This window comes from Pseudomonas sp. FG-3G, assembly GCF_901007645.1.
GTDB classification, from domain to species: domain Bacteria; phylum Pseudomonadota; class Gammaproteobacteria; order Pseudomonadales; family Pseudomonadaceae; genus Aquipseudomonas; species Aquipseudomonas rhizophila.
This window is the reverse complement of sequence record NZ_CAAKGZ010000021.1, coordinates 77,210-102,285: the sequence shown is the minus strand read 5'-3', so window position 1 is coordinate 102,285 and position 25,076 is coordinate 77,210. Positions and strand designations below refer to the sequence as shown.

The 25,076-nt window shown below is 59.1% G+C and carries 29 protein-coding genes; 9 read left to right on the top strand and 20 right to left on the bottom strand.

Annotated elements, in window-relative coordinates; all coding sequences use genetic code 11:
- Window positions 1–6 precede the first annotated feature (6 nt).
- From PSEUDOMOFG3G_RS12785 to PSEUDOMOFG3G_RS12745, 9 genes are all read right to left on the bottom strand, one after another.
- Window positions 7–480 (bottom strand): hypothetical protein, encoded by a 474-nt coding sequence (locus PSEUDOMOFG3G_RS12785; protein WP_139050151.1) that lies wholly within the window; start codon window positions 478–480, stop codon window positions 7–9.
- Between the two features lie 64 nt (window positions 481–544).
- Window positions 545–1,120: a TlpA disulfide reductase family protein gene (locus PSEUDOMOFG3G_RS12780; RefSeq protein ID WP_218939012.1), complete on the bottom strand. Its 576-nt coding sequence runs from the start codon at window positions 1,118–1,120 to the stop codon at window positions 545–547.
- Between the two features lie 28 nt (window positions 1,121–1,148).
- Entirely contained in the window at window positions 1,149–1,574 is a 426-nt protein-coding gene (locus tag PSEUDOMOFG3G_RS12775) for a hypothetical protein (RefSeq protein WP_139050150.1), read from the bottom strand.
- A 12-nt stretch (window positions 1,575–1,586) separates the two neighbouring features.
- The gene (locus PSEUDOMOFG3G_RS12770) at window positions 1,587–2,291 is read right to left on the bottom strand and encodes an ABC transporter ATP-binding protein (RefSeq protein ID WP_139050149.1); all 705 of its coding nucleotides are present in this window, start codon (window positions 2,289–2,291) and stop codon (window positions 1,587–1,589) included.
- A complete protein-coding gene (locus tag PSEUDOMOFG3G_RS12765; RefSeq protein WP_139050148.1) occupies window positions 2,284–3,549 on the bottom strand; it encodes an ABC transporter permease in 1,266 nt (421 codons plus the stop codon). Before PSEUDOMOFG3G_RS12765 ends, PSEUDOMOFG3G_RS12770 begins: the two co-directional genes overlap by 8 nt.
- On the bottom strand, window positions 3,546–4,727 hold the full coding sequence (locus tag PSEUDOMOFG3G_RS12760) for an ABC transporter permease (protein WP_139050147.1): 1,182 nt from the start codon (window positions 4,725–4,727) through the stop codon (window positions 3,546–3,548). The genes PSEUDOMOFG3G_RS12765 and PSEUDOMOFG3G_RS12760 overlap by 4 nt, the downstream gene beginning before the upstream one ends.
- Window positions 4,728–4,756: 29 nt before the next feature.
- Complete coding sequence (locus PSEUDOMOFG3G_RS12755; RefSeq protein WP_171061370.1) at window positions 4,757–5,452, bottom strand: cytochrome c biogenesis CcdA family protein; 696 nt, start codon at window positions 5,450–5,452, stop codon at window positions 4,757–4,759.
- A 9-nt stretch (window positions 5,453–5,461) separates the two neighbouring features.
- Entirely contained in the window at window positions 5,462–5,749 is a 288-nt protein-coding gene (locus PSEUDOMOFG3G_RS12750; protein WP_139050145.1) for a thioredoxin family protein, read from the bottom strand.
- Entirely contained in the window at window positions 5,746–6,180 is a 435-nt protein-coding gene (locus tag PSEUDOMOFG3G_RS12745; protein WP_139050144.1) for a heavy metal-responsive transcriptional regulator, read from the bottom strand. The genes PSEUDOMOFG3G_RS12750 and PSEUDOMOFG3G_RS12745 overlap by 4 nt, the downstream gene beginning before the upstream one ends.
- A gap of 274 nt (window positions 6,181–6,454) precedes the next feature.
- On the opposite strand from PSEUDOMOFG3G_RS12745, the gene PSEUDOMOFG3G_RS12740 reads away from it, so the two are divergent.
- Window positions 6,455–7,687, top strand: coding sequence for a multidrug effflux MFS transporter (locus tag PSEUDOMOFG3G_RS12740; RefSeq protein ID WP_218939011.1), 1,233 nt, complete (start codon window positions 6,455–6,457; stop codon window positions 7,685–7,687).
- A gap of 516 nt (window positions 7,688–8,203) precedes the next feature.
- Here the strand turns inward: PSEUDOMOFG3G_RS12740 and PSEUDOMOFG3G_RS12730 are convergent.
- From PSEUDOMOFG3G_RS12730 to PSEUDOMOFG3G_RS12715, 4 genes are all read right to left on the bottom strand, one after another.
- Window positions 8,204–8,806, bottom strand: coding sequence for a hypothetical protein (locus PSEUDOMOFG3G_RS12730; RefSeq protein WP_139050143.1), 603 nt, complete (start codon window positions 8,804–8,806; stop codon window positions 8,204–8,206).
- Between the two features lie 95 nt (window positions 8,807–8,901).
- Window positions 8,902–9,579: a DUF4396 domain-containing protein gene (locus tag PSEUDOMOFG3G_RS12725; protein WP_218939010.1), complete on the bottom strand. Its 678-nt coding sequence runs from the start codon at window positions 9,577–9,579 to the stop codon at window positions 8,902–8,904.
- A 109-nt stretch (window positions 9,580–9,688) separates the two neighbouring features.
- Complete coding sequence (locus PSEUDOMOFG3G_RS12720) at window positions 9,689–12,151, bottom strand: cation-translocating P-type ATPase (protein ID WP_139050141.1); 2,463 nt, start codon at window positions 12,149–12,151, stop codon at window positions 9,689–9,691.
- 118 nt (window positions 12,152–12,269) lie between these two features.
- Entirely contained in the window at window positions 12,270–12,596 is a 327-nt protein-coding gene (locus tag PSEUDOMOFG3G_RS12715) for a four-helix bundle copper-binding protein (RefSeq protein WP_139050140.1), read from the bottom strand.
- 240 nt (window positions 12,597–12,836) lie between these two features.
- Here PSEUDOMOFG3G_RS12715 and PSEUDOMOFG3G_RS12710 point away from each other — a divergent pair, with 240 nt between their 5' ends.
- From PSEUDOMOFG3G_RS12710 to PSEUDOMOFG3G_RS12685, 6 genes are all read left to right on the top strand, one after another.
- Window positions 12,837–13,061: a heavy-metal-associated domain-containing protein gene (locus tag PSEUDOMOFG3G_RS12710; RefSeq protein WP_139050139.1), complete on the top strand. Its 225-nt coding sequence runs from the start codon at window positions 12,837–12,839 to the stop codon at window positions 13,059–13,061.
- 38 nt (window positions 13,062–13,099) lie between these two features.
- Window positions 13,100–13,399 (top strand): heavy-metal-associated domain-containing protein, encoded by a 300-nt coding sequence (locus tag PSEUDOMOFG3G_RS12705; RefSeq protein ID WP_139050138.1) that lies wholly within the window; start codon window positions 13,100–13,102, stop codon window positions 13,397–13,399.
- Window positions 13,400–13,524: 125 nt separating this feature from the next.
- Window positions 13,525–14,685 carry a site-specific integrase gene (locus PSEUDOMOFG3G_RS12700; protein ID WP_139050137.1) on the top strand — a complete coding sequence of 387 codons (1,161 nt, stop codon included), beginning with the start codon at window positions 13,525–13,527 and terminating at the stop codon, window positions 14,683–14,685.
- 117 nt (window positions 14,686–14,802) lie between these two features.
- On the top strand, window positions 14,803–17,817 hold the full coding sequence (locus PSEUDOMOFG3G_RS12695; RefSeq protein ID WP_139050136.1) for a Tn3 family transposase: 3,015 nt from the start codon (window positions 14,803–14,805) through the stop codon (window positions 17,815–17,817).
- The gene (gene tnpC, locus PSEUDOMOFG3G_RS12690; RefSeq protein ID WP_139050135.1) at window positions 17,814–18,203 is read left to right on the top strand and encodes a Tn3 family transposase post-transcriptional regulator TnpC; all 390 of its coding nucleotides are present in this window, start codon (window positions 17,814–17,816) and stop codon (window positions 18,201–18,203) included. Before PSEUDOMOFG3G_RS12695 ends, tnpC begins: the two co-directional genes overlap by 4 nt.
- A 193-nt stretch (window positions 18,204–18,396) precedes the next feature.
- Window positions 18,397–19,368: a zinc ABC transporter substrate-binding protein gene (locus tag PSEUDOMOFG3G_RS12685; RefSeq protein ID WP_139050134.1), complete on the top strand. Its 972-nt coding sequence runs from the start codon at window positions 18,397–18,399 to the stop codon at window positions 19,366–19,368.
- 332 nt (window positions 19,369–19,700) lie between these two features.
- Here the strand turns inward: PSEUDOMOFG3G_RS12685 and PSEUDOMOFG3G_RS28030 are convergent, their stop codons facing one another.
- From PSEUDOMOFG3G_RS28030 to PSEUDOMOFG3G_RS12650, 7 genes are all read right to left on the bottom strand, one after another.
- Window positions 19,701–19,829, bottom strand: coding sequence for a hypothetical protein (locus tag PSEUDOMOFG3G_RS28030; protein ID WP_257220748.1), 129 nt, complete (start codon window positions 19,827–19,829; stop codon window positions 19,701–19,703).
- 69 nt (window positions 19,830–19,898) lie between these two features.
- Window positions 19,899–20,561, bottom strand: a complete 663-nt coding sequence (locus PSEUDOMOFG3G_RS12675) for a transmembrane anchor protein (RefSeq protein WP_139050133.1) — start codon at window positions 20,559–20,561, stop codon at window positions 19,899–19,901.
- A 12-nt stretch (window positions 20,562–20,573) separates the two neighbouring features.
- Window positions 20,574–21,311, bottom strand: coding sequence for a HupE/UreJ family protein (locus tag PSEUDOMOFG3G_RS12670; RefSeq protein WP_139050132.1), 738 nt, complete (start codon window positions 21,309–21,311; stop codon window positions 20,574–20,576).
- Window positions 21,312–21,358: 47 nt separating this feature from the next.
- A complete protein-coding gene (locus PSEUDOMOFG3G_RS12665; RefSeq protein ID WP_139050131.1) occupies window positions 21,359–21,718 on the bottom strand; it encodes a hypothetical protein in 360 nt (119 codons plus the stop codon).
- Between the two features lie 279 nt (window positions 21,719–21,997).
- The gene (locus tag PSEUDOMOFG3G_RS12660) at window positions 21,998–23,017 is read right to left on the bottom strand and encodes an amidohydrolase family protein (protein ID WP_139050130.1); all 1,020 of its coding nucleotides are present in this window, start codon (window positions 23,015–23,017) and stop codon (window positions 21,998–22,000) included.
- Window positions 23,018–23,099: 82 nt separating this feature from the next.
- Complete coding sequence (pcp, locus tag PSEUDOMOFG3G_RS12655; protein ID WP_139050129.1) at window positions 23,100–23,753, bottom strand: pyroglutamyl-peptidase I; 654 nt, start codon at window positions 23,751–23,753, stop codon at window positions 23,100–23,102.
- Between the two features lie 104 nt (window positions 23,754–23,857).
- Window positions 23,858–24,217 carry a hypothetical protein gene (locus PSEUDOMOFG3G_RS12650; protein ID WP_139050128.1) on the bottom strand — a complete coding sequence of 120 codons (360 nt, stop codon included), beginning with the start codon at window positions 24,215–24,217 and terminating at the stop codon, window positions 23,858–23,860.
- A 118-nt stretch (window positions 24,218–24,335) separates the two neighbouring features.
- Between PSEUDOMOFG3G_RS12650 and PSEUDOMOFG3G_RS12645 the strand changes: the two genes are divergently transcribed.
- Complete coding sequence (locus tag PSEUDOMOFG3G_RS12645) at window positions 24,336–24,623, top strand: metal-sensing transcriptional repressor (RefSeq protein WP_139050127.1); 288 nt, start codon at window positions 24,336–24,338, stop codon at window positions 24,621–24,623.
- A gap of 52 nt (window positions 24,624–24,675) precedes the next feature.
- The gene (locus PSEUDOMOFG3G_RS12640) at window positions 24,676–25,026 is read left to right on the top strand and encodes a DUF3147 family protein (RefSeq protein WP_139050126.1); all 351 of its coding nucleotides are present in this window, start codon (window positions 24,676–24,678) and stop codon (window positions 25,024–25,026) included.
- The last annotated feature ends 50 nt before the right edge of the window (window positions 25,027–25,076 follow it).

Here is a 25,076-nt window from a genome sequence, read left to right as displayed (position 1 = left end):
CGTAAACTATTGAATCAAATGGCCGCTTATCGAGCCTCCCAGCAATTGCCGCCTGACGAACCAGAATTGTAGGAGCGGCAAGATGATCCACTGGGCCACCGGTGCCAGCCCGGTTCCCAAGATGGGCAAGACTGGCATGGCATCCGTGTATTCCCAGAGGTTCAGCGGCCCGGTCGCAAGTTCCTCGAAAACGACCGTGATCAGCATGCCTATGCCCAGAAATACCCAGAAGCCTTTTTGGTCCTCGTCGAGGATCCAGAAACGGGATCGGACGGCGACACTGGCTGACCAGAACGCAGCGAGCGAAATGAGCACATCGCCCAGCGTGGCGCGGATAATGAGCAGGACAACGGTGTAATAGTGCGTGTCTCGAAAACATTCGTATAACGGCGTCTGGATGAGTTCCCAGACAAAATGAAGGAAGAAGGCGGCAATACCAATGTGAAGCTCTGGCGAATTAAGGAACGTTTTATTATTCATGACCCAATCCTGATCTATTAAAACGCGCGGTAGACCGACCGAATCCGGTCAGCGCTCTTTCGTATTAACTGCCCTGCCCAGCATTAATAACCTGCTGCAGGAAACCCTGCATGGCCTGGCCATCCCACTCGGCAATGCCCAGCTTACGGCCCAGCTCCTCACCGTTGCGGTCGAGCAGTAGCGTTATTGGAATACCCGGGGCGTTGAGCTCGATAAGGGCCTCGCCGGTATCGTCGACATACAAGTCAAGCCGACGCACATCAATGTCCGTATAAAACTCGCGGACGGCCGCCAAGCCATCCTTATCGATCGATAGCGCCACGACCTGGAACTGTGGGCCACCCAGCTGCCCCTGCAAACGATCCAGGGTCGGCATCTCCTTGCGGCAGGGCTCGCACCAGGTGGCCCAGAGGTTGAGCAGCACAACCTGGCCTCGAAACGCTTCCAGACTGAGTGTCTCGCCATGGGCATCGACGAAGTTCACCTCCGGCACCGATCGGGGCTCGTCCCACAGACTGAAGCCCAGTTCGGTCGCCGCGTGGGCATCAACACGGGGGCCGGCGGCCTCACTGCAGGCGTTCAAGATCAGGACAAAGAGCCCGGCCAGCGTCAGTCTCCTCAATGTCGCGGGTAGGCTCACGGGGTCCGCCCTTGAGGATGTTCAACGTTCATGGCGCCACCACGACAGAGGTGGCCACCTTTGGCCCTTCCTCGCTCGCGCGATAGGTCGCCTTCACCTGATTTCCTTCGAGCTGCGACAGCATGACCAAATGCTCGCCCTGCTTGAGTGGTACCGCCCGGGTAATCTCCAATGTGATTCGCTCGGCCTCGCCCCCATCCGCCGGCCTGAGCGCCAGGGTGCCTGCGCACACCCCTGGATGCTCGGGCGAGGGGCCGCAGAGCGTCATTTCTGTCTCCATGACCGTGCCAGAGATGGCCTGCTCGTCACCGACGAGAGTGAACTGTTGTTCGGGCTCCGCGTCGCAGCCCGCCAAGGTCAAGGTGGCCAGGAGCGCCGCCCCCAATACGCCAGCACTGATTAACTTTTTGCGCAGAATCAGGCGCCGCTCGCTATTCACGCTTACCTTAAGCATGGTTGTGGCCCTCTACGCCGCGTCTAAAAGCTTGCCGTCTTTGATATGCAGCACGCGATCCGCCCGCAGTGCCAGCCCCTCGGAATGGGTCACCAGAATGACCAGCCGCTCCTGAGCGATCTGCTCCAGTAGCGCTGAAATGACCTCGCCCGAGGCCGAGTCCAGGTTGCCCGTCGGTTCATCGGCCAGGACCACCGGCGGATCGTTGGCGATCGCCCGGGCCACCGCGACGCGCTGCATCTCACCGCCGCTCAGCTCGTTGGGCCGATGCGTGAACCGCTGCCCCAGCCCAACCTGCTCCAGCAACGCTTTACCCCGCTTTACCCGCTCTTGTTTCGGGACACGGTTAAACTCCATCGGCAGCATTACGTTCTCAAGGGCATTCAAGGTCGGAATGAGGTTGAAGCTCTGGAAGACAAAACCAATCTTCTCGCGCCGGAAGACGGCCAGCTGTGCCTCCGAGAGACCGCTGAGACGCTCCCCGGCCACGATGACTTCACCCTCCGAAGCATGATCCATCGCACCGAGCAAATGCAGCAAAGAAGATTTGCCGCTGCCGCTGGGACCGATGATAGCGACCATCCCGCGCGCCGGCAGCGTCAGGGAAACGCCCTCCAACGCCGTGACCGCCGGACCGCCTTTGCGCTGGTAACGCCTGCTGACGCCCTCCACCGCGATGAAGGGCTCCGGGCTCGATGTGATGGCAACATTATTCATGGCGAATGGCCTCCAGAGGCGATAGGCGAAGGGTTTGATAGGCGCTGTAAAGGCTGCCTGCGAGGGCGACCAGTAGTGCGGCCCCGATCACCGTGGCGAGGGTCATCGGCGCCAAGCCCGCCGTTAGACTGAGACTGGAAGCAAAGCCACCCTGATACCGCGCCGGCAGCCAGGCGGTAGCGCCGTGGGTGAGCATTCCCTCCATCACGCCCGCGCCGGTGAGGGCGAAGGCGCTCGCGCCCAGCAGCGCACCAATCAGGGTAAAGGCGATCGCTTCGGTTAAAAGGCTGACGACGATTGACCCTGCCGGTACGCCCAGCGCCTTCAATGTGCCAATCTCCCGTCGGCGTTCCCGAACCAGGAGCAGCATGAGGAAGAACACGACGATGAGCACCAGCGCATAAGCCAGCACACTCCCGGTGACGGTGAGTTGCTGTACGCTGCCGCTCACCCGCGTTTGAAAGTTCGCCACGTTGGTTGGTGCGATAATGCCGACCTGATTACCAAGCTTCTCGCGCAGCGCCGCCGCGACAGCCGGGACGTTCTCAGCACTGTCGGCGGCGACGTAGAGCCAGGAAAGCTGCTCCGGTACCCCGTAGACCTCACGCATAGTGGAGAGCGGCATGAAGAGTTGCACATCGCCGAAGGTGTACCCGCTCGCGTAGATGCCGACCACTTTGAGGGTCCGCGAGGGCCGATCCATGGGGTAGATCATGGGATGACCCCGGCGCAGATCAAGCGTCACCGTGGCCGACCCCAGCTCATCCGCGCTGATCCCCAGAAACTCCGCATAGCCCTGTCCGATAATGGCGACAGAATCACCGTCATCCGCCGCGGTTAGATCACGCCCGGCGATCAAGCGTGGCAGTCCCGCCTCGCCATGGGATTCCAGGCGCTTGGTGTCCCCGGCTTCAACCCCGATGATCATCGCAAAGCCCATTCCCGCGGTCGGCGTCATGGCCAGGAGGTACGGCTCAACTTTGGCGACGTGCGGTGTCGAGCGCACCTGCTCAAGCGCCCCCGCCGGTATCAGATCGTCGTTTCTCACCATATTGATGTGGCTCATTGACCCCCGAGCCCGCAGTTGCAGCGTATTGTTGACGCTTCCCTGCAGGGCCTCGGTGCGCGCCGACATGCTGTTGCCGATCGCCGTCATCGTTAGCGCCAGATAGAACGCGACACCGAGGAGCCCGAGGACGACGAATAGACGCAGCCAACTGCGTGCGAGGTTGCGCAACCCCAACCAGATCATGCTCATGTAGATTCCTTAAAGGCGACGGCGGGACTTAAGCCCAGGATACGGACGACGGGGTACACGCTGCCGATCAAGGCAAGGGCAGCAGCGAACAGAAACATGGGTAGGAGCTGCGCGGCGTCCAACGACAGCGCGAGCCCGAACAGCGACTCGGCAAAGTGCGCGCCGACGGCCGCGACCAGCAACGCCCCAACGGCGCCCAGACCGCACAAGGTGGCCGCTTCCGCGACCACTTGCAGAATAAGCTCGCTGTGCGAGGCGCCCAGCGCCTTGAACGTGGCGAGTTCACGCTGGCGCGCACGCATACTGAGCACCAGTACGAACGTCACCAGCACGCTGCCCAGAACCGCGAGAAGCCCCGCCACATAGCGCCCACTGCCGGCCAGGGTACTCAGGTGCCCTTGGGTGGCCGCCACGGTCTCGCGCTGGGTGACGACATCCACCCCCGGCAAGGTCTGCAGGTCTCGCGCCACCGCCTCAAGCCGGTCAATCGACTCCACTGTCAAGAACACTTTGGAGAGTCGCTCGCCGCTGTCGAACACGGCCCGGAACGTCTCGATGGGAATGAATACGTGATTATCCGCCGTATCGTTGCCGGTGCCGTAAACGCCCACCACCTCAAAGGGCGCGGCGCCCAGGGTCAGCATCGTGCCGAGCGCCTGCGCCGGGCTCTGACCGAGACGCTGCTCGGCGTACAGGCTTCCGACTACCGCCACGCGGGCCTGTGCATCTTGTGGTGTAAAGCCTCGCCCGGCGACCACCGGCGCCTCTTCGGTTGCCAGATCCCCCAACGCCCGCAGACGGGCCTCTGGGGCTGTTCCGATGGCCATGGCATAAACGTTGGCGTACTGCGCCTCGATTTGCGGCTGGTAGACGTAGGGCTCGATGCGGGTGATGGCACCGCCATCGGGCAGTTGCCTAAGAGATATCAGCGTCGTCGCTGTCAGCGCGCCCTCATCAGCACCCTGACCAAAGCCACTGCCCATGGCGCCGGCCTCGCGCAGCTCAATCACCGTTCCCAGCGTTCGTTGCAGTTGCTGCACCTGGCCTTGCATGGCCTCGGTCGCCTGCATCAGCAGCGCGAAGGCACCCAGCAATAGCGCTAACAGCCCGACAAGCAAGGCCGCGCGGGCGCCGCTGCGAAAGGGATTGCGCACACCACGCACAACCGTACCGATCATGATTCAGTCCATTTTCAGAAAGCGAGAGGCTAAATAGCCAACGCCGGAATAAAGAGGAAGTACGCATTCAGCATGTAAAGGCCTGACAGGATCAGGAATACGGCGCCGGTGATCTCGAATGCTTTTTGATAGCGCGCCAGGCCACGCAACGATTGCAGCCAGCCCACTGCTACGGCGCCCACAATGATGGGCACGGCACGCCCAAGCGCGAACGCGAGCAGTAGCAGCAGGCCGAACCAGGGCGAGCCGATCCCGGCGGAGACCCCCAACAGCACCAGCAACGCAGGCGTACAGAACGGACAGACGGCCACGGAGAACGGCGCCCCGAGGGCGAACGCGCCCCAGGCGGTCGCGGCCCGCTGCGCGCGCATGGGGATGGTCGGCAGCGGCACCTTGATCCAGCCCGGCCACATCAGCCCGAGCACAATCAGCAGTGGCCCTAGCACCAGGCCCCACTGACGCCCAAAGAGTCCTTGGACCCACTGGCCCCCCAGACCCGCGAAGAAGCCCAATACGGCGTGGGTGACGAGGAGCCCGAGGATAAACATGCCGCCAAAGACCACCGCCTGCCGGGGTTCGCGCGCTTTCGTCACATAGCCGAGGGACACGGGAATGGCGGCGAGGGCTACGGGATTGAAGCTGAAAACAAATCCGGTGAGTGCACCGATGGCAATGGAGGCAAGACTCGCCTGCTCAAGAGTCGTCTTGAGGGTTTCTAGATCCACGATGTGTTCCTAGTGGGTGGGTGCGCTAGCAGGTTGGCCTTCGAGCCGCTTGAGCAGTTCCTGCCGTAGAGTCTTAGGTTTGGGGAGCGAAGCGAACACGAGCTTGCCATCAATGGCCAGGGCTGAGGCACCCATGACGCCAAGATCAATGGCATAGTCCATTTCCTCGAGAAGGTCGACCTCGCGCCAGTGGATCTTGTCGGGCCCGAAATCCGCGACAACCTCCCGGAGGCTGGCCTGGGGTTTGGCGCAGTTGGGGCAGCCGGGAACGGTAAACACTTCAACGGTAATCGTCATGAGGACTCCTCGCTTTGCGCTGGCACAGCAAGCCCTGCCTCTAGAGCAGCCACGATCGGACAGGCTTCCAGAGGCTTGTCATCCTGGGCGGGGCAAACGTCGATCAGTTCACTGAGCGCGGCTGACATTGCTTGTAGAGCACGGATTTTGTGCTCGAGCTGCAGCTTCTTTTCAGTGGCATGGCGACGCACGTCTTCACAGCGGGCACCCTCGCGCCCTTGGATCGCCAAAAGCTCACGCACTTCTGCCAGCGAGAAACCGCACTGCTGGGCATGTTTGATAAATTTCAAACGCCTCAGCGCGTCCGCATCGTATAGCCGGTACCCAGCGCCCGTACGCTCCGTAGGCACGAGCAGCCCTTGCTTTTCGTAATAGCGCAGGCTGTCCGCACTCACCGCCAAACGTTGGGCGGCTTCACCAATTGTCAGCATAATGTCGTCTCCTATACCTGCAGTCTAAACCTTGGACCATAGACCAGAGTCAAGCGCTTTTAAACGGCAATTCGATGCGACTTGGACCCTGCACTGGAGTGGCTTTTAACTGTGTTCAATGGCCGCGGATTGGATCGCGTGTGGAAATTGGCAGAGCGCGAGCCTGCACAGCATGCCGTAGCGTCGTTGCTGAGCGCTTGCAGATCCCGCTTGACCTTGGACCGCCCTCCAACCTGTAGAATCCGCAGACTTATCAGCTAGCAGACAGTGAATAATGAGCCAAGAAACAACTTCTCGTCATGATGATCAACTTAACCGGCCTGGTCGCTTTGAGGCGCTGATGCTGACATGGCTGCTAGGCGGCTATACCATGCTGGGCCCCTTTTCCATTTCGACGTACATGCCGTTTTTCCCTGAGGTTGCGGCGAGCCTTGAGGCCACGACCGTCGAGATCCAACTATCCTTGAGCGTCTACCTGGCCAGCTTCGGGTTCATGATGTTGTTCCATGGCCCTTTGTCGGACTCTTACGGCCGACGCCCGGTGATTCTACTCGGCTTGCTGACGTATACGCTCGCGTCCCTTGGCGCAGCTTTCGCCACATCCATCGAAGCCTTATTGGTCTTTAGAGCGCTACAGGGGCTGTCTGTTGGCGCAGGAAGCGTCGTCGGGCGCGCGATTATTCGGGATCGGCTTGAGGGGCATCGAGCGCAACGACTGCTTTCACAGGTGACCATGGTTTTTGCCCTCGCGCCGGCCTTTGCGCCCGTCATAGGGGGCTGGCTGCACAACAGTTTCCCTTGGCAGTCCGTTTTTATCTTTCTCGGGCTCTTTGGTTTGATTCAGCTGATCGCTTCTTACACCTATCTGCCTGAGACACACCCCAAGGAAAAACGTCAACCCATGCATCCGGTAGCACTGGGTAAGCGTTACGGCACCCTCGTCCGAAGCAGGAATTTTTGGCTGCTCTCATTGAGTGTTAGCAGTAATTTTGCTGGATTTTTCCTCTACATCGCCTCTGCGCCACTGTTCATTCTTGGCTATCTGGACCTGGAAGCGGATCAGTTCGGCTGGCTCTTTATCCCTGCTATGTCCGGCGTGATGCTAGGCAGTTACCTTTCGGGGAGGGTTTCCAAGCGCTTGGGTTCTCAGGCAACAATTCGGTATGGCTATATAACGATGTTTGTAGCAGCGACGTTGAACCTAGCGTACAACCTGCTGCTGCCGCCACTCATCCCCTGGATCATTATGCCCGTGGTTCTCTATACCACAGGGATGGCACTGGCTATGCCAGGCATCACGATTTTGACCCTTGATCTGTTCCAGTCGATGCGGGGCATGGTTTCATCCCTGCAGGGATTTATCCAGACCATGTTCCTGACCTTCGTTTCCGGTGTGGCCGCTCCACTCCTGTCAGGTACGGGCTTTAATTTGGCCCTGGGGACGGCTGGTTTCCTCTGCTTGGGTTTTGCGACATGGTGGCTGTATGCACAACAGGTCGAGTCATGAGTACTCCTAGCTTATGACATCAAACGAGATGAGCGGCATCAATCGCGAGGCAAACACGATGGCCATAAACTTTTTCTGCGATCAGGCTGATCAGGTCGTCGCAGCAGCGGCCGCATACGTGCCCACTGCCGGACGGGCCTCGCCGAGCCAACGGGCTAGCCAGAAAGCGCTCAGGGCGCCAGTTTCAGCACCCACTACGACATAGAGCGTGCCCCAGAGGGGGCCATAAGCCGCGCCAGCGACCATCGCGATCGGCCCGCTTGGGATTGGATTCATGACGATAGCGGCCACCATCAGGCCAACGATTGCCAGTGGTCCCCAGAAGTCCAACCGATCGAATCAGTCACCCAGCGCCTGCTCATCGGTCAGGGTCGCTAGCAGATCCGCCTCGGAAAGTCCCCAATAGAGGCCGATCAGGAAAAGGATACCCGCTACGGCGGATACTACTTTGCCCATAGAGATCGGCTTATCGTTCGCGCTCGACATGACAGCTGCCCCGCCACACCGCTCGGGTAGTTACCGGGGTTTTAGTAACGCCGTTGTTGGATCGGCAGGCTCCGATGACGCTACCGGGACCATGAGGTGTGCGTAGGGTGTATTCGACCACATGACCCAGGGGCCACCGCTGCCGGGTTGGGTGGGAAGTCCACTCAGATCCTCAGTATCGGGGACGACGACCATGATGTGCGGCAGTCGGGGCGTCGCATGCCAGGTGCCCGGATCGTTGGGGCCGGTCGCAAACGGATTCGTGTCGCTGCCCGGCTTGCCGCCCTGAAGCATGTAGGCGAATCCGACCCGCTCGACCTGCGGCTGTGTCTTTTGCTGAAGGGCCTTCATCAAGGCCTGGTACTGCGGGTCCAGGCACCGGGGGCTGTTGCCCGGCTGCGAGGCATGGTCGGGCAAGCAAACCCAGCCGTTGTTTCCCTCTCGCAGTACCGCGCCGTCCGGTGTTTTTACCGTGGCACCGCTCGCGACGTTGGCTGGTGCGGCGCTCAGGGCGTTTTCGATCAATGCGTTATTCTCCGCAGAGCGTTCGGGTTGCGCGGTATCTGCAGCAGTGGCGTAGCCAGCAAGTAGCAGCATGCCGAGCGGTAGGGTCATAAAGTTTCGGGCCATCATTGTTTAATTCCTCAATATGATCTGACAGGCATACTCAGATCGTAGATAGTTGATGAAGCACGGCTGGCCGTAATGGCAAGTGGCCGCCACGCGACTTAAATCGTCTCCGCAGGTTCAGTGATGCCTCTCTTGAGCAGCCACCGCACCATCGGGTAGGCCGTCATGAATCCTAACAACATGCCGCCCCACATGACGAACCAAAAAGCGATCGTGGTGGGCGGGTAGCCCAACACAAAGGCCACGATCAGCATCACGACCCCCATGCCCATATCGAAGGCGATGATTGCCAGCACGGAGATTTTTAGCGCCGCCCGCAGTCGTAAGCTGGCCGAACGAATCTGGCCTGCCTGGGTCAACGAGCGGTACTCGAAAGCAATCAGCAGCGGCAGCGCAAACGCGGCGATGAGCAGAATCATCGGCCACACGCCTTTGCCAGCGATCGTGACGCCGGTGGCCACCACGATCGGCACCGCGATCAGGTGGCCCACAAAGGAAGCCGCACCGCCAGGGATCGTCTCGACGGCGGCCGTCGTATTCAGGCCAAATTGTGGTGGAGTCCCATGTTGTTGCCGCCACTTTGAAGTGGCCGGGCGGCCCCAGCGGTAGTAGGCGATAAGCGCCAGCGGGCCGGCGTAGATAGCGGTGATTGGCCACACCGCCTCCCAACTCTTCATGGGCTGCCGATAGCCACCGACATAGATATCGATAAGGATCATTACCGCGCACAACAATCCAATGCCGGTAATGGACCAGGCGAGCACCGTCAACCACATGGGTATCGTCACCACATCCCCCTCTTAGGCAAGTTTAGTTTAAGATCATTAAGGCAAAAGTAGACAGCCACAAGAATCGTATTCTCCAACCGCACTGCCTCTAGAGAGCTCATGACCCGGTTGCGGCCTCCGCCGCACCGACCGGGCGACCGACGCTCAGAATGGCGTCGATAAACAGCCCCGGGCGCCCCCAGAGCGAGTTAATGAAGATCGCAGTGACACTCACGGCCATCGCCACCATGGCCCAGACCGGGTACAGCAGGCCTGTGGCCGCGATCGGTATGCCGACGCCATTGAAGAGAAAGGCCAGTGTCACGTTCTGCAGCATCTTGCGGTAGCTGTAGCGGCTGATCTCCCGGGCCTTGGGCAGGGCATCAAGGCAGTTCGACAGGATGATGATGTCGGCGGATTCGATGGCGATGTCAGTGCCGCCACCCATGGCGATGCCCACATCGGCCTGCATCAGGGCCGGGGCATCGTTGATGCCGTCGCCTACCATTGCGACCCGGCTACCCTGTTGCAACTGACGCACCAGATCGGCCTTGCCGTCGGGCAGCACACCCGCATGTACTTCATCGATGCCCGCCTCGCTTGCGACCCGCCGCGCCGCGCGCTCGTTGTCGCCTGTCAGCAGCACGGTCCTGAGCCCCGCCTTACGCAGGCTGGCGATGGTGTCCGTCGCTTCGGCCCGCAGCGCATCACCCAGGGCGAGTACTCCCAGCGCCCGGCCGTCGCGCGCGACCGCGATCACGGTTCGCCCGGTTTCCTCCAATGCTTGAATGCGCTCTGACACCGGCGAGAGTTCAACGTCATGGCCCGTCAGGAAGGCCGGGCTGCCGACCAGGATCTCACCCTGTTCGGTGTGGGCGATGACCCCCTTGCCGGGTACCGCTTCAAAAGAGTGGACCTTCGGCAGCTGCACGCCACGCTGCAGCGCCGCGCTGACCACCGCCTGCGCCAACGGATGCTCGGAAGCACCCTCGGCGGCGGCCGCGAGCGCGAGCAGGTCCTCCTCGGTACCGTCGAGGACCTCGATCTCGCGGACCGCCGGCCGCCCCTCGGTAAGGGTGCCGGTCTTGTCGAGCACAATCGTGTCCACCAAACGCAGGCCCTGGAAAGCTTCGCCGGTGCGCATCAGGATGCCCTGCTCAGCCGCCTCGCCGGCACCGCGCACGATCGACAGCGGGGCGGAGATCCCCACCGCGCACGGGTAGCCCATGACCAGCACGCTCAAGCCGGCGAAGATCGCCCGTTCCAGGTCGACCTGACCGGCCAGGAACCAGGAACCGAGAAGCCAACCGCTGAAGGCGAGCACGGAAATGATCAGAACCGCTGGCGTGTAAACCTGCAACACCCGGTCAACCAGGTGCAGGAGTCCGGGTTTGAGCGCGCGGGCGTCCTCCACTTCACGAATGACCTTTTGCAGGAAGCTGCCTTCGCCAACGGCGGTGGCTTTCACCAGGAGCGTGCCGGTGCCGTTGATCGAGCCACCGATGACGGATTCGCCTTCGGCTTTCTCGACGGGCATCGGCTCGCCGGTGACGAGGGCCTGATCCACCGCCGAGTGGCCACTGACCACCTGCCCGTCCACGGGCACACGCTCACCCGGGCGTATCCGCACGAGATCGTCGACCGCGACCTCCTGGATGGGTAATTCCCGTTCTTCACCGTCACGCACCACGCGAGCCGTCTCCGGCTGCAGGTCCAGGAGCCGTTTTACCGCCTGGGAGCTGCGGGTCTTGACGATCAGCGATAGCCATTCGGAAAAGATGTGGTAGGTCGAGATCAGCACGGACACGGCGAAGAAGGCCGCCGTGGGATAGCCCGGTAGCTGAAAGATAAGGCCAATGACGCCGCCGACGAGACCGGCGAAGGCGCCGGCCTCCAGCAACACATGCTGGTTCAGGATCTTCCGGCGTAACGCCTGGGTGGCCATAAACAGGATGTGCTTCGCGATCCCGAACACCATGACTACGGCAAACGCTGCGGCGATCCAGGGGATTGCGTCGCTCAATCCGGCCTGGTCCCGGACCAGTACGAGTCCAAAGGCCACGGCTCCGAGCGCGACGGCACCCCCGATAGCGGTCCAGAGGCCGCGCGCCCTGAGCACGAGAAAGATCATGCCCAGGAGGCTTAGCAAGACGACCCCTTGAACAATGATTGAAGCAAGCCCCGCGCGTTCACTGATGAGCGTGATCGTAAGCAGGCTCAGCGCCGTCGCGATCAGGAAGCGCCGGCCCTCGTTGACCAGATCGCGCTCGTCCTCCTCGAAGGGGCGCGCCTTACGGGGGTCGGAGACCGTATAACCAATGTCGCGCAGGGTCTGCAGCAGTGCCTCGGGTCGAGCAACGCTGGGGTCGTACTCGACCAGTGCCTGCTCATGGGTCAGGCTCACCGATACCTTGTCGACGCCGCGCTCTCGGCCCAGCGCCTTTTCTATCGTGCCGGTACACAACGAGCAGTGCAGGCCGCCGATCCGGGCACGGATGCGCGCCCGGTCAGGTCGGCTGGCCGGCTCCTCGCTCCACAATGGGGCGCCGGTTTCAGTTTCAGACGGTGTGACTGAAGCCATGGCAATCTCCTTGAGACAGTAGAAAGGTCACTCTACAGCTTGGAGTACAGTCCAAGGTCAAGCAGTTAGTCAGTTTGGGGAAAGGGGGCAGCAGGCGCTGCCCCATGAGACCGGATCCTTACGTGGCCATCTCGCGACACATCTCTGCACACTGACGGCAAGACTCGGCGCATTTGCGCATCAGTTCGCCGTCCATCTTTTCGCACTCGGCCGCACAGGCATCGCAGAGGTCAGCGCAGGTTTTACAGGCGCTGTTCGACTGCGGCAGACCGCTACTCATCAGCTTTACGCATAGTGCGCAGGCATCGGCGCAAGCATAACAGAGCTTGATGCACTGCGCATTCTCCTTGCTGCCTTGGTCAACGCACTCGGCGGCACACTCGAGGCAGAGTTGGAAACATTCGAGGATGGTCTTGCTGGATTGACTCAGATTGGCATTTGCCATAATCATGACTCCTTTCGTGGTTTGGTCGTTGGAAATCGGTCAACCGACTGCCAGCCCCACAGAATCACCGGTGTGTTTCGTCGGGCTCCCTGTCGACCACCTATCACCCTGAAGGTTGGAACTGCTCCAAGGTCAAGACATCACCTCGAATTTATCTCTTAACCTTGTCAACCTTTGACCCTGGACCTACTCCAACCCTTATTATGCAGGGAGATAGGAGACTGACTAAGGAGGCCAGAGATGCTTGAGAACATGAGGTACACCGTTACCGGCGAGGAAAAAATGCATTGCGAGGGCTGCGAGAGTCGGGTCAAGAACGCGCTTCAGCGCCTTGAGGGCGTGCAACAAGTAGTCGCAAATGCCGAGGGGCAGGCTATTCGCGTGAGCATCGATAGCAGCAAGATCAGCCCTAAACAGGTCGAGGCGCGTCTTGCGCAGATAGGCTATGAAGTGTCCCGCGCCTGACAGCGTTCCACTATCTTGCCACCTCAGGGAGCAGGCTTATGAAGCGTTTTTTTAAAGTAACTGCTGCCGCGCTGGTACTGGCCTGGAGCAGCTTCGCTGCAGCCGAAACCTATATCCTGTCCATAGAAGGCTTCGGTTGCGAGCTCTGCGCCCACAGCGTGCAATCCCGGCTCAAGCAACTCTCAGCGGTTGAAGAGGTGCGCGCGAGCTTCGAAGACAGCGAGGCTGTTGTGCAGACCCGGGACGGGATGGTTCTGACCGAGAAGAAGGCCCGCGAAGTCGTCGAAGGCGCGGGGTTTAAGCTTAAAAGCTATCGGCAAGTTCCATCCGAACAGTAAGGCCATGAGGCCGGCGGCTACTGGGATAGCGGCATGCCGGTACAGCTGTCTGTCGGAAGGTTGTGTGCTGGGCCATAGTGTTAACATTGAGCCAGAGCAAATTTCAGAACGGACCTTCCACTGACATGACCCGTCTTGATCGGTACATCGAAGCCGCTACTCGAGAGAACACACGAAAGAGCTACAGAGCCGGCGTTGAGCACTATGAGGCTGTCTGGGGCGGCTTTCTTCCGGCGACATCGGGTAGCATTGCTCGCTATCTTTCCGATCACGCCGAGTCACTCTCGTTGAACACCCTTCGCCAGCGGTTGGCGGCCTTGGCAACGTGGCATAACGAACAGGGTTTCCCCGACCCGACCAAAGCGCCTGTCGTCAAAAAGGTCCTCAAGGGCATTGCGGAGCTTCACCCGACAACGGAAAAGCGTGCTGAACCGCTGCTGCTCGTGCAGTTACAACAGCTGATCGAATGGATTGAACACCAGCAGCGCGACCCCAAAAGCGCCAACAGCCGTTATGGGCTGCGGCTTGCCCGTGACAAGGCGCTTATTCTGATTGGATTTTGGCGGGCGTTTCGCAGTGACGAGCTGGTCCGCTTGAGTATTGAGAACATTCGGCTTTATCCCGGGGAAGGGATGGAGCTGTTTTTACCTCGCACGAAGACCGATCGGCAGTCGCTCGGGCGAACCTACAAAGCCCCCGCATTACGCCAACTGTGCCCGGTGAGCGCCTATCAGGATTGGGTGATTGCGGCCGGACTCACGCGAGGTCCTGTTTTCCGGAACATCAACCGTTGGGGAACGCTTGGCCAATACGCCCTCCATCCCGGCAGTGTCATTACCATTCTGCGACAGTGTTGCCAAGAGGCCGGGTTGCCTGATCCCGCAAGTTTCAGCAGTCATTCGTTGCGCCGTGGGTTTGCTACCTGGGCCAACACCAACCGTTGGGATCTCAAATCTCTGATGGAGTATGTGGGCTGGAAAAGCGTCCAGACGGCTATGCGTTATATCGAGCTACCGGATCCGTTCGCCCAGCATCGGATCGAACAGAGCCTGGAAGGCCATCCGGCCGCCCCTTCTTTGGCGCAATCGACACTCCTGGAAGTGACACTACGACTGGAGCGCTATAACAGCCAAGTGCGCAGCATGAAGAAAGTCCGCGAGCTGATAGAGCGTGTGTGCTTTGCGAATTGGGCCATGGCCAGGCTCAATGACCAAGGAACGCAGTATCACATCACGATCACGCATGAGGGTCCGGAGCACCTGGATGAAGGGATCATGCCGAGATAAGGAGAAAATTCATTCATTTGGTCTGTAGGCTTATGTTTTTAAAAGACATCTTCTACAGATGAGGTTGTTATCGATGCGTGGTCTATCTTTCCAGGTGACTCAGGAAAGGAGTGATCCATGGCATCCCTCGAACGTACCGCCTATCCAGTTCTGTCGCGCTCGTATTCGAGGGCCGAGCTACAGCGCGAATTCACCCTTTCCGAGGAAGAAGTTACCTGGATCAAAAGTCGCGCCAATGCTGCGTTCCGACTGAACCTTGCTGTTTTGTTCAAGACCTTTCAGGTGTTGCGATACTTTCCAGAAATCACTGAGGTGCCGGAGCCAGTCGTTGATTTCATCCGCACTCAAATAGGCCTGCGCAGTAAGGTTGCACTATCGACCTACAAATGGATGCAGCTTTACCGCCATATGAATGCAGTGCGAGAGCGGCTCGGGGTGCAGCCGTTCTATGGCTCTGATGGCCAGGGCATTGCAGTCGCGCATGCGCAGTTGATGGCTCCCCTCCTCGAACAACGTGCGGACATTATCAATGCGGTAATCGACGAACTACTGCGTCAAAATTATGAGCTGCCCGCATACTCGACCCTGAATGACCTGGCAGAGCGCGCGCGGGCAGACGCCCAGGACAAAATATTCAACCTGGTGGTAACCAGAACCCCAATCGAGGTGATCTACAAGCTGAAGGACCTGCTCGACACGGACTTCGGCCGACGCCAGAGCGACTTCAATGCCCTGAAGCAGGCGCCCAAGAAGCCCTCCCGCAAGCACTTGGAAGTACTGATTGACCACTTGACCTGGCTAGAGAGCTTCGGGAATCTGGAAGCCATTTTTGAAGGGATAGTCGACACCAAGATCCGTCACTTCGCCGCCCAAGCCGCGGCGTCGGACGTTTCCGAACTGAAGGACTGCTCGCTACCGAAGCGTTACACGCTGATGCTGGCCTTGATCTACCGCATGCGCGTGCGGACCCGGGATCACCTCGCCGAGATGTTTATCCGACGGATTTCGACCATTCATAAGCGAGCCAAGGAGGAGTTGGAGCAAATCCAGGCGCGGCAACGACAGAAGTTGGAGCAGTTGGCGGCGACCCTGGACGGCGTGGTTCAGATTCTGGTTCAAGAACCGAATGACCAGGAAGCTGGTAGCCTGATTCGGGAATATCTCTCCCCCGATGGTAATCTGGACCGGTTGCGTGAGACTTGCGCTGAAGTCCAAGCCACCGGCGGTAACAATTACTTGCCGCTGATCTGGAAGCACTTCAGGTCCCATCGCTCGCTGTTGTTTCGTCTTAGTCACCTTCTCCAACTGGAGCCCACGACTCAGGATCGGTCGCTGATTCAGGCGCTTCAACTGATCCAGGACAGCGAGAATCTTCACCGCGAATGGGTCGACGAGCACGTTGACTTGTCGTTTGCGTCGGAGCGCTGGGTCAAGGTCGTTCGCCGTCCTTCCAGTGAGGGACCACCGACCAATCGGCGCTATCTGGAGGTTTGCGTTTTCTCCTACCTGGCCAGCGAGCTACGATCCGGCGACATGTGCGTACAAGGGTCGGAATCCTTCGCCGACTATCGCAGGCAGTTGCTGCCCTGGGAAGAGTGTCTCCAGCGACTACCGGCCTACTGTGAAAAGGTGGGACTGCCTGGCACGGCGAAGGAGTTTGTTGCTTCCCTCAAAGCCCAGTTGGAGGAAGCCGCGCAACAGCTGGATGACAAATTCCCCTCCTGTCGAGGGGACGTATCGATCAACGAAGCCGGCGAGCCGGTGCTGCGCCGAGTGACGGCGCGGGACATCCCGCCTTCGGCCATCTCCCTGCAGACGGCGCTTATGCAGCGCATGCCGGCTAGGCATGTGCTCGACATCATGGCCAACATTGAGCACTGGATTCAGTTCACTCGGCATTTCGGGCCGATGTCCGGCAACGAACCGAAGCTCAAAGAACCGGCCGAGCGCTACCTGATGACGATTTTCGCCATGGGCTGCAACCTCGGCCCCAACCAGGCGGCCCGCCATCTGGCCGGTAATGTCACGCCGCACATGCTGTCCTATACCAATCGCCGACACCTCTCCCTGGATAAGCTCGATAAGGCCAACCGCGAGCTGGTGGAGCTCTACCTGCAACTTGACCTGCCCAAGCTCTGGGGCGATGGAAAGGCGGTGGCTGCAGACGGCACGCAATTCGACTTCTATGATGACAACCTGCTGGCCGGCTACCACTTTCGCTACCGCAAAATGGGAGCTGTGGCCTATCGGCACGTGGCCAACAACTACATCGCCGTGTTCCAACACTTCATCCCGCCGGGCATCTGGGAGGCGATCTACGTGATCGAGGGGCTGCTCAAGGCTGATCTCAGCGTCGAGGCTGACACGGTGTATTCCGATACTCAGGGGCAATCGGCGACGGTCTTTGCCTTCACCCATCTGCTGGGCATTAATCTGATGCCACGTATTCGCAACTGGCGCGACCTGGTGATGTGCCGGCCGGATCGAGGCGCTTCGTACAAGCATATCAACCGTCTGTTCACCGACACTGCCGACTGGCACCTGATTGAAACCCACTGGCAAGATCTGATGCAGGTAGCGTTGTCGATCCATGCCGGCAAAATTTCCTCGCCTATGCTGCTGCGAAAACTCGGTTCTTACAGCCGGCGTAACAAGCTCTACCATGCGGCACAGGCACTGGGCAGCGTGATCCGTACGATTTTCCTGCTCAACTGGATCGGCAGTCGTGAGTTGCGCCAGGAAGTCACCGCGAACACCAACAAGATCGAGTCCTACAACGGGTTCTCCAAGTGGTTGTCCTTCGGCGGCGACGTGATTGCTGAGAACGATCCGGACGAGCAGCAGAAGCGGCTGCGCTACAACGACATGGTGGCCTCGTCGGTAATCCTGCAGAACACTGTGGACATGATGCGCATCCTGCAGAAACTGGCCCGCGAGGGCTGGCAGTTCACCGATGAGGACGTGTCGTTCCTCAGTCCTTACCTGACCAGCAACGTCAAACGCTTCGGCGAGTTCAACCTCAAGCTCAATCGGCCTCCGGAGCCCTGGATCAAGGATTCGGTGTTTCAACAAGCCGCCGGTTCGCTGCGCGTTAGCACGACCCGCCAGGCCGATACCGAGATGGCTACATGATCAAAATACCTCCCGCATCTTTTCGTGTTACGCCGTGTGGAGAGGTAGACGTCGCCGCGTTGGAGAGGCTTCGCAGCAGCTTCGACACGTCACAGCTACTCGAACTGGTCGATCGGCTGGACACTAGCCTGGCTGAGGTAGGTGGGATGATTGCTGTACGCGACGACTTGGTGAGGCTGCACACGATGGCTCTGGCGTTGGTCGAAGGCACTTTACCGCCGGTTGAGGCCGAGGAATCCAATGTTTGGGAGGTGGCCGAATCAGTGCTGCTAGATCTTGAGACGTTGGGCTCCTGGATTCGCACGGCTCAAATGATGATCGCACCCTTGGTCGATCTGATGCCAGAGCATAGAGTCGTTGAGCTGCCAGATCGCCAAGACAACTGAGCAGGTAGCCAGCCTCCAGCCTCCAGCCTCCAGCCTCAAGGCTGTATCGCTGCGTGAATTGGGCCCACTTAACCTACAACGTCACCATCGCGGCCCCGCTGAGATAAGGGAGCCATCCATAGCGACTTACGGAGACACCTTGCCGACCATGTGATACGTTATCTTGTAACTAAATCTTGTGTGAGTTCCCCCAATGCACCGCCTGCTAACTCATCTTTCCGCCGTAATTCTGGGATTTCTGATTACAGCCTCAGCCTTTGCCGAAGTCCGTGTCTTGACCAGCATCAAACCTCTCCAGCTAATCGCCGCTGCCGTTCAGGACGGAGTCGGCACACCAGGTGTACTCCTGCCGCCAGGCGCGTCGCCCCATCATTTCACCTTGCGTCCTTCCGACATTCGCAACGTGCGAGAGGCGGACTTGCTCTACTGGATCGGGCCGGATCTCGAAACGTTCCTGCCAAGGGTTCTTGAAGGGCGTAGCGCAACGACTCTAGCTGTTCAGGACATCAGTGGGCTGCACCTGCGTCGCTTTGGTGAAGCACATCGGCACGACGAAGAACCCGCTGACGAGCACGAAGAAGGGCACGCTGATGAGCATGACGAAGGGGCAGAAGCTGGAGAGCGCGACGAACTGCACCGCCCAGGGGCGCTCGATGCCCACCTCTGGCTTGATCCAAGAAATGCGCGCAAGATCGCCTCGCGTATGGCGAGCGATCTATCTGCCGCCGATCCAGCGAATGCTGCTCGCTACCAGGCAAATCTGGCAGCATTCGATCAACGTTTGGGGGCCATGGACGAAAAGCTCAAGACTCGTCTCAAACCGTTGGCTGGCAAGCCCTTCTTCGTCTTCCATGAGGCTTTCGACTACTTCGAGGAAGCGTTCGGCCTAAAACACGCGGGGGTATTTGCTGTAAGTGCAGATGTTCAGCCAGGCGCAAGGAAAGTTGCCAATATGCGCGAACGCCTAGAGTTGGCAGGGCCTAGCTGCGTGTTCAGCGAGCCCCCCATTCAACCGCGCCTTGCTCAGACGCTCAGCGATGGGTTGCCAGTAAGGTTGGCCGAGCTGGATGCACTTGGCTATGACGTCAAGGTCGATGCAGCTGGCTATGAGCGACTACTGGAATTGCTGGGGAGCAATCTGGCCGGCTGCCTGGAGCGGCTTTAACCCCATCAGGGTTTAGCTTGACGCAGGTAAGAACCACCCCCACAAGGGGCCGGTTCTGTTTTCAGATCACCCATTTGATGGCGATGTAATCTCCCTGGGTGCGCCGGGTGACAGTGACCGGCTTGTCTGCCCGGTTGCGCCAGAACCAGCCGTGCTTACCGTCAAATAGCTCCGGCATCTCCCTCGGTCGTCCCAGCTGAGGTTGCTCCCGCTCCAGAAGCGCTGACTGCAGCTGAGACTGCACTATGTAGCGGTAACCGAGAAGAGGGAGTTTGCTGACCGTCACGTGCAAATAGCTATTCTTTGCACGTGACAACACAGCGTTTGAATTCTTAGTCGTGAGCATGACCGTGGCTTTCGACTTCAGCCTGGCTTTGCGGCTCGCCGCCGCCACAGGCCGACAGCAGGCCAAGCAGACAAACCATTAGCAGGGAGCGACTCAGGGTTGTTGTGGTTTTCATCGTGTATTCCTTTCAATTTCAATCAGGGAAGTAGAAGCCCCTGCGTCTGATGACGCAGGGGCTTTTGTCTTAGATAACGCGTTTGACGCTCAGGTATTCGCCCTTGGTCTTCAGCGTGATAGTCACGTCGCTGTCGCTGCGGTTGCGCCAGAACCAACCGTGGGTGCCGTCAAAGATGGCGGTAAGTTCGCCTTTGTCACCCTTGACCTGCTTGGCTTTGCTGTAGCTGTGGTAAAAGCCATTTGGGGCGTTGTAGGGCTCGCCGTGAGTGTCGTGGTTGACCGGAACACCATTGGTTGTCCACTCGTAGCTGACAGTGGCCTTGTTCTGCATTTCCAGCTTGATCTCACGACCCTCACCCGGTTTCAGGGTGACAGTTATCTCGTCGGACTTCAGGGCTGGCTGAGGCTCTGCGGCTGGTTCAGCCACAGGTGCTGCTGCAACTGGTTCTTGAACTTCAGGCTGAGCAGGCACGGGAGTTTGAACGATCGGAGCCGCCGCTGGCTGAATAGCTGCATCCGCTGCCGCTTCTTCGGCCAGGGTTATCTTCATCTCGCCCATCTGGGTCAGACCTAGCACGCGACCAGCCCCCGTTGGGTCGATGGCGTACTCAGAAGGCATTACCACGGTAACCAGCAAGGCAGCGGCAACACCTACTGCAATCACGGTGGAGCGCAGCAGTTGGCGGCTGGTCGGCAATTCATTGATGGTTGGAAGCTTGGTATTGAACATGCTGAAAATTCCTTACTGAGAGACGATCAGGCCGGTGAACTGGTAACCCATCAAGAGGAAACCGGCGCTCATCATGGCGACGTTGGCGGTGTAGGCATGGCGCCAGAAACTGGCGGTGCGTCGCCAGTAGCCCATGACAATCAGAATGGCGCTCAGGGCCAGGAGCTGGCCGATTTCGACGCCGACGTTAAAGGCGATCAGGTTGGGGATCAGGCCGTCTGCCGATATCTCGTATTCCTGAATCTTGGTCGCCAGGCCGAAGCCATGCAGCAGGCCGAAGATCAGCGTGGCCGCCTTGGTGTTCGGCTGGTGGCCGAACCAGCGCTGGAACGCGCCGAGGTTGTCCAGCGCCTTGTACACCACCGAGAAGCCGATGATGGCGTCGATCACATAGGAGCTGATGCTGATTTCCGCCAGCACGCCCAACAGCAGCGTCACGGTGTGGCCTACGGCGAACAGGGTGACGTAGAGGCCCACGTCTTTCAGGCGGTAGAGAAAGAAGATCACCCCGAAAAGGAATAGCAGGTGGTCGTAACCGGTGATCATGTGCTTGGCGCCCATGTAGATGAACGGCAGCACCATCACCCCGGAGCTTTCCTGGATAAAGCCCTTGTCGCCCTCGGCGACAGCGTGGGCCAATGCCTCAGGCATGCCGAGAAACAGCAATACCGTGAACAACAGCAACAGTAGTAGCGAGCGATTCGGGCGCACGGCAGGTGCGTCCATTGCGCGCATAGATAGCGAATGCATGGTTGAGTCCTGAATTAAAGGGAGCTTGGGCCGCACAGCGGCCTGTGTCAGAGCACGAATGTAGCGCGGGGTGGCCGTTCGATCAGGAAGATCGGGCTGGGCGGAATGGAGTAGCGAGGGGCTGGTATCGGCTGCGCACGCTCTGGCTGTGTGCCGATGCTGAGCAGCGTGGTCAGGTGCGGTGTTTCGTGCACATGGTCGGCGGTCAGCGAGGAGTGGTAGTGATCCGCGCATGCCGCGCAGGTAAATACGCTGTCGTCGTGTGCATGCGAATGAGCACCGCCGCTGTTGCCCCCGGCTTGCTGACTCGCCCCCATAAACAGAGCAGAGGTGTGCCCGGCCCAGGCCATCAGGATGGCGAGAGCAAGGGCAAAAATCACCTTGGTGCTGATGGGTTTGCTGAGCATGTAGTGTTTCTTTCAATGCCTAAGCGATTGGTTTTTCTGGAGGGTTGGTCGGTTTTACCATGCCCCCCAGGGGGATAGCGTGCGAGCGTAATTCATTGACGCATGAGACTCAAGGCATCAGCGATCAGGAACACGGCCATCCGTACCCAAGTCATAGGGATGAGCTGAAATCGCCATACTTTTGGCTTACTTCAGCCGCCGTCGAATAGGCAGGCGGAAAACGCCTGGCTCATGCGCGTTTTCCCTGGTAGCAGACACCATTGCCGTCCAAGGCTGTACTTATTGGATCTGCTTTCGCCTTTCTGCCGGAAGCACCGAGACGAAATTCGACAAGGCAACCTGGTGCGCCACCTTGTGTGGCAGAGCCTCCAGAAATGGGTCGAACCCGGACATATACTTGCCCAGGCTTCCAAAGGTGCCCACTACGTCAGAGCCGACCATAAAACGGGTTGGAAAACGTGTAACCAGGTCCACCCACAGCGGGTCGGGCTTACCCTGCTCGTCCACCAAATAGGGATGGAGTACGGACCAAGACAAATCGATGTAGAGATTTGCATACTTGCCCAGCAGTTGTTCCAGGGTCGGCAGCAGAAAATCCATCTTGCCTTGAGCTCGATAGATTCCCATGCTCGTTCCCGCATGAGCCCAGATGAAACGCACGTCCGGGTTGGAGCGCAGTGCTTCCTCGAACTCACCGAGGTAAAGCGGGTTGCGTTCGCGCTTGGAGGTAATGTTGGAGTGAAGCAATACGGGAAGGTCGAATTCGGCGGCTACCCGGTACACCCTGGCCAATGCTTTGCTGTTCGCGCGCGGTGCTTTGCCATAAATCAGGGCAGTCAAATAGTCGTGACGGGTGAAGACCTCACCGATTCCTTGCCACAGGCCTGGATCTAGTTCCAACAAGCGCCGGATTTGTGCGTCAGCATTCATGTCATTCGGGTTGAACCCTGAAATAAAGGGGTGAAAGCGCTTACGCTGCTCCGCCGGCAACTGTTTGTAGGCGTGGGCGATCAGGGTGTCGGTGGCGCTGTACCAGTAGGCTCTTGCGTCGTCACCCGCATAGTAGCGCGGGCGCTTGGGCTCATTCTCGTCCCACTCCTTGGCAACCGAGATCCCTGTGAGCATCGCATGGTCGATCTTGGCTGCGGCCATTTCCTTGAGCAATGGCTGCATGCCGGCACTGGTTTGAAAGAAATCCACATAATGCAGGTGTGTGTCGCTGTATCGATAGTCGTCGGCGAGGGCGCTGGTCGCTAGCAGACCTGCCAGCATGGCCACTAAAAGCGTCTTGGTTAACATTGGATACCTTGAGATTGAAGCTAGAACCACGCGCACCGGCTGATCTGTGCATTTACGAGGGCTTGCGCGCAGTGGTTTCAGATTAATGTGTCGTTCCGCCGCTGAGCTTCAGGTCTTGCTTTACCGACAGCGCGACCGATAGAGCAAGGCGAAGGCCTTCGGCGATGATCGGCTCCGCCATGCTCGGGGCGCCCGCCTTGTTCGCCGCCTGCGCGGGGAGCAATGGAATGTGTACGAACCCGGCTCTGACTGGGCGCTGAAGGTTGTTTAGCGCATGCATCAGGCCATAGAAGACCGTGTTGCACACGTAGGTGCCTGCGCTCTGGGATACCTCGGCGGGGATGCCGTGTTCACGCAATCTGGCGACGATTGCCTTGATGGGTAGGGTCGAGAAGTAGGCCGCAGGCCCATCTTCCAGGATCGGCTGGTCTACTGGCTGCTGCCCCGCATTGTCGGGTATTGCGGCATCTTTCAGGTTGATGGCAACTCGCTCTAGCGAGAAGGCCGTACGGCCACCAGCCTGACCAACCGCCACGACGACTTCCGGCTGATGCAACTCGATCAATTGGTTCAGTAGCTGAAGCGAATCGTCGAAAGCACAGGGCAGCAGTTCACTCACGACGACATGTTCGTGGCCGATGCGTTGACCGGCGAGCGCGCGAACAGCTTCCCAGGACGAGTTGAGTGTATTGCCGGCGAACGGCTCGAATCCCGTCAGTAAAATAGTCTTGGTCATTCAGCGTTCTCGGGGCATGACTCGCCCGTATTGGCCAACCTGGAATCGGTAGTGGTATTGACGCGATGGACGCGCGCGTCCTTTGGGCCGCATAGCGGCCTGTGTCAGAGCACGAATGTGGGGCGGGGTGGCCGTTCGATCAGAAAGATCGGGCTGGGAGGGGTGGAGTCACGAGGAGCTTCTATCCGCAGCGCGCGTTCTGGCAGCGTGGTGATGCTCAGCAGCATGGTCAGGTGCGGTATTTCATGCACATGGTCTGCGGTCAGCGAGGAGTGGTAGTGATCCGCGCATGCCGCACAGGCAAGTAGGCTGTCGTCGTGCGCATGCAAATGAGCACCGCCGCTGTTGCCTCCAGCAGATTGGCTGGCCCCCATAAACAGCGCAGAGGTATGCCCAGCCCAGGCCATCAAGATGGCGAGAGCAAGGGCAAAAATCACCTTGGTGCTGATGGGTTTGCTGAGCATGTCGTGGTTCTTTGAATGCCTGGGCGATTGGTTTTTTTGCAGGGCTGGCCGGTTTGACCATATCCCCTCAGGGGGGATAGCATGCGAGCCTAATTCATCGACGCATGAGACTCAAGGCATGAGCGATCACGAACACGGCCACCCGCACCAAAGCCATGGCGATATCGTCAAAAGGTTGAAGCGTGCGGAGGGGCACCTGCGCAGCACCGTCAGCATGATCGAAGACGGTCGGGCCTGCGTCGACATCGCCCAGCAGCTGCATGCCGTGGAAAAAGCAGTCTGCCAGGCCAAGCGCGTGCTTATCCAGGACCATATTGATCACTGCCTGGAACACACAGTCGAAGCACTCGCGACAGGTGAGCGCACATCGCTGGAGGACTTCAAGCAGATCACCAAGTACCTCTGAGAACACCCCGCAAAGCAAAGGGCATCAGAAATAGCGTTCTGGGAGATACGAGATGGCCTGGGTTATCAGTAAATATTTCCTCACAGCAATAGTGGTCGTCGTGGTCTCGGAAGCGGCGAAACATAGCGACAAGTTTGGTGGCCTGATTGCCGCCCTGCCGCTCATTACCGTTCTGACACTGATCTGGCTAAACATTGAAAACCAATCAGCAGAAAAGATCGCCAACCATGCCTGGTACACCTTCTGGTACGTGTTGCCCACCCTGCCGATGCTACTTGCGTTCCCCCTGCTTCTGCCTCGCTTTGGTTTCTGGCCAGCGTTGCTGATCTACATCGTTGCCACGGCGGGCTGTTTCGGTTTGTTTGCCTTATGCGTCCGCCGTTTCGGCATCGAACTGATCTGACAAGGCCACGTAATCACCTCACTACTTGCCTGCCCTAAGCAGCGAGAGCG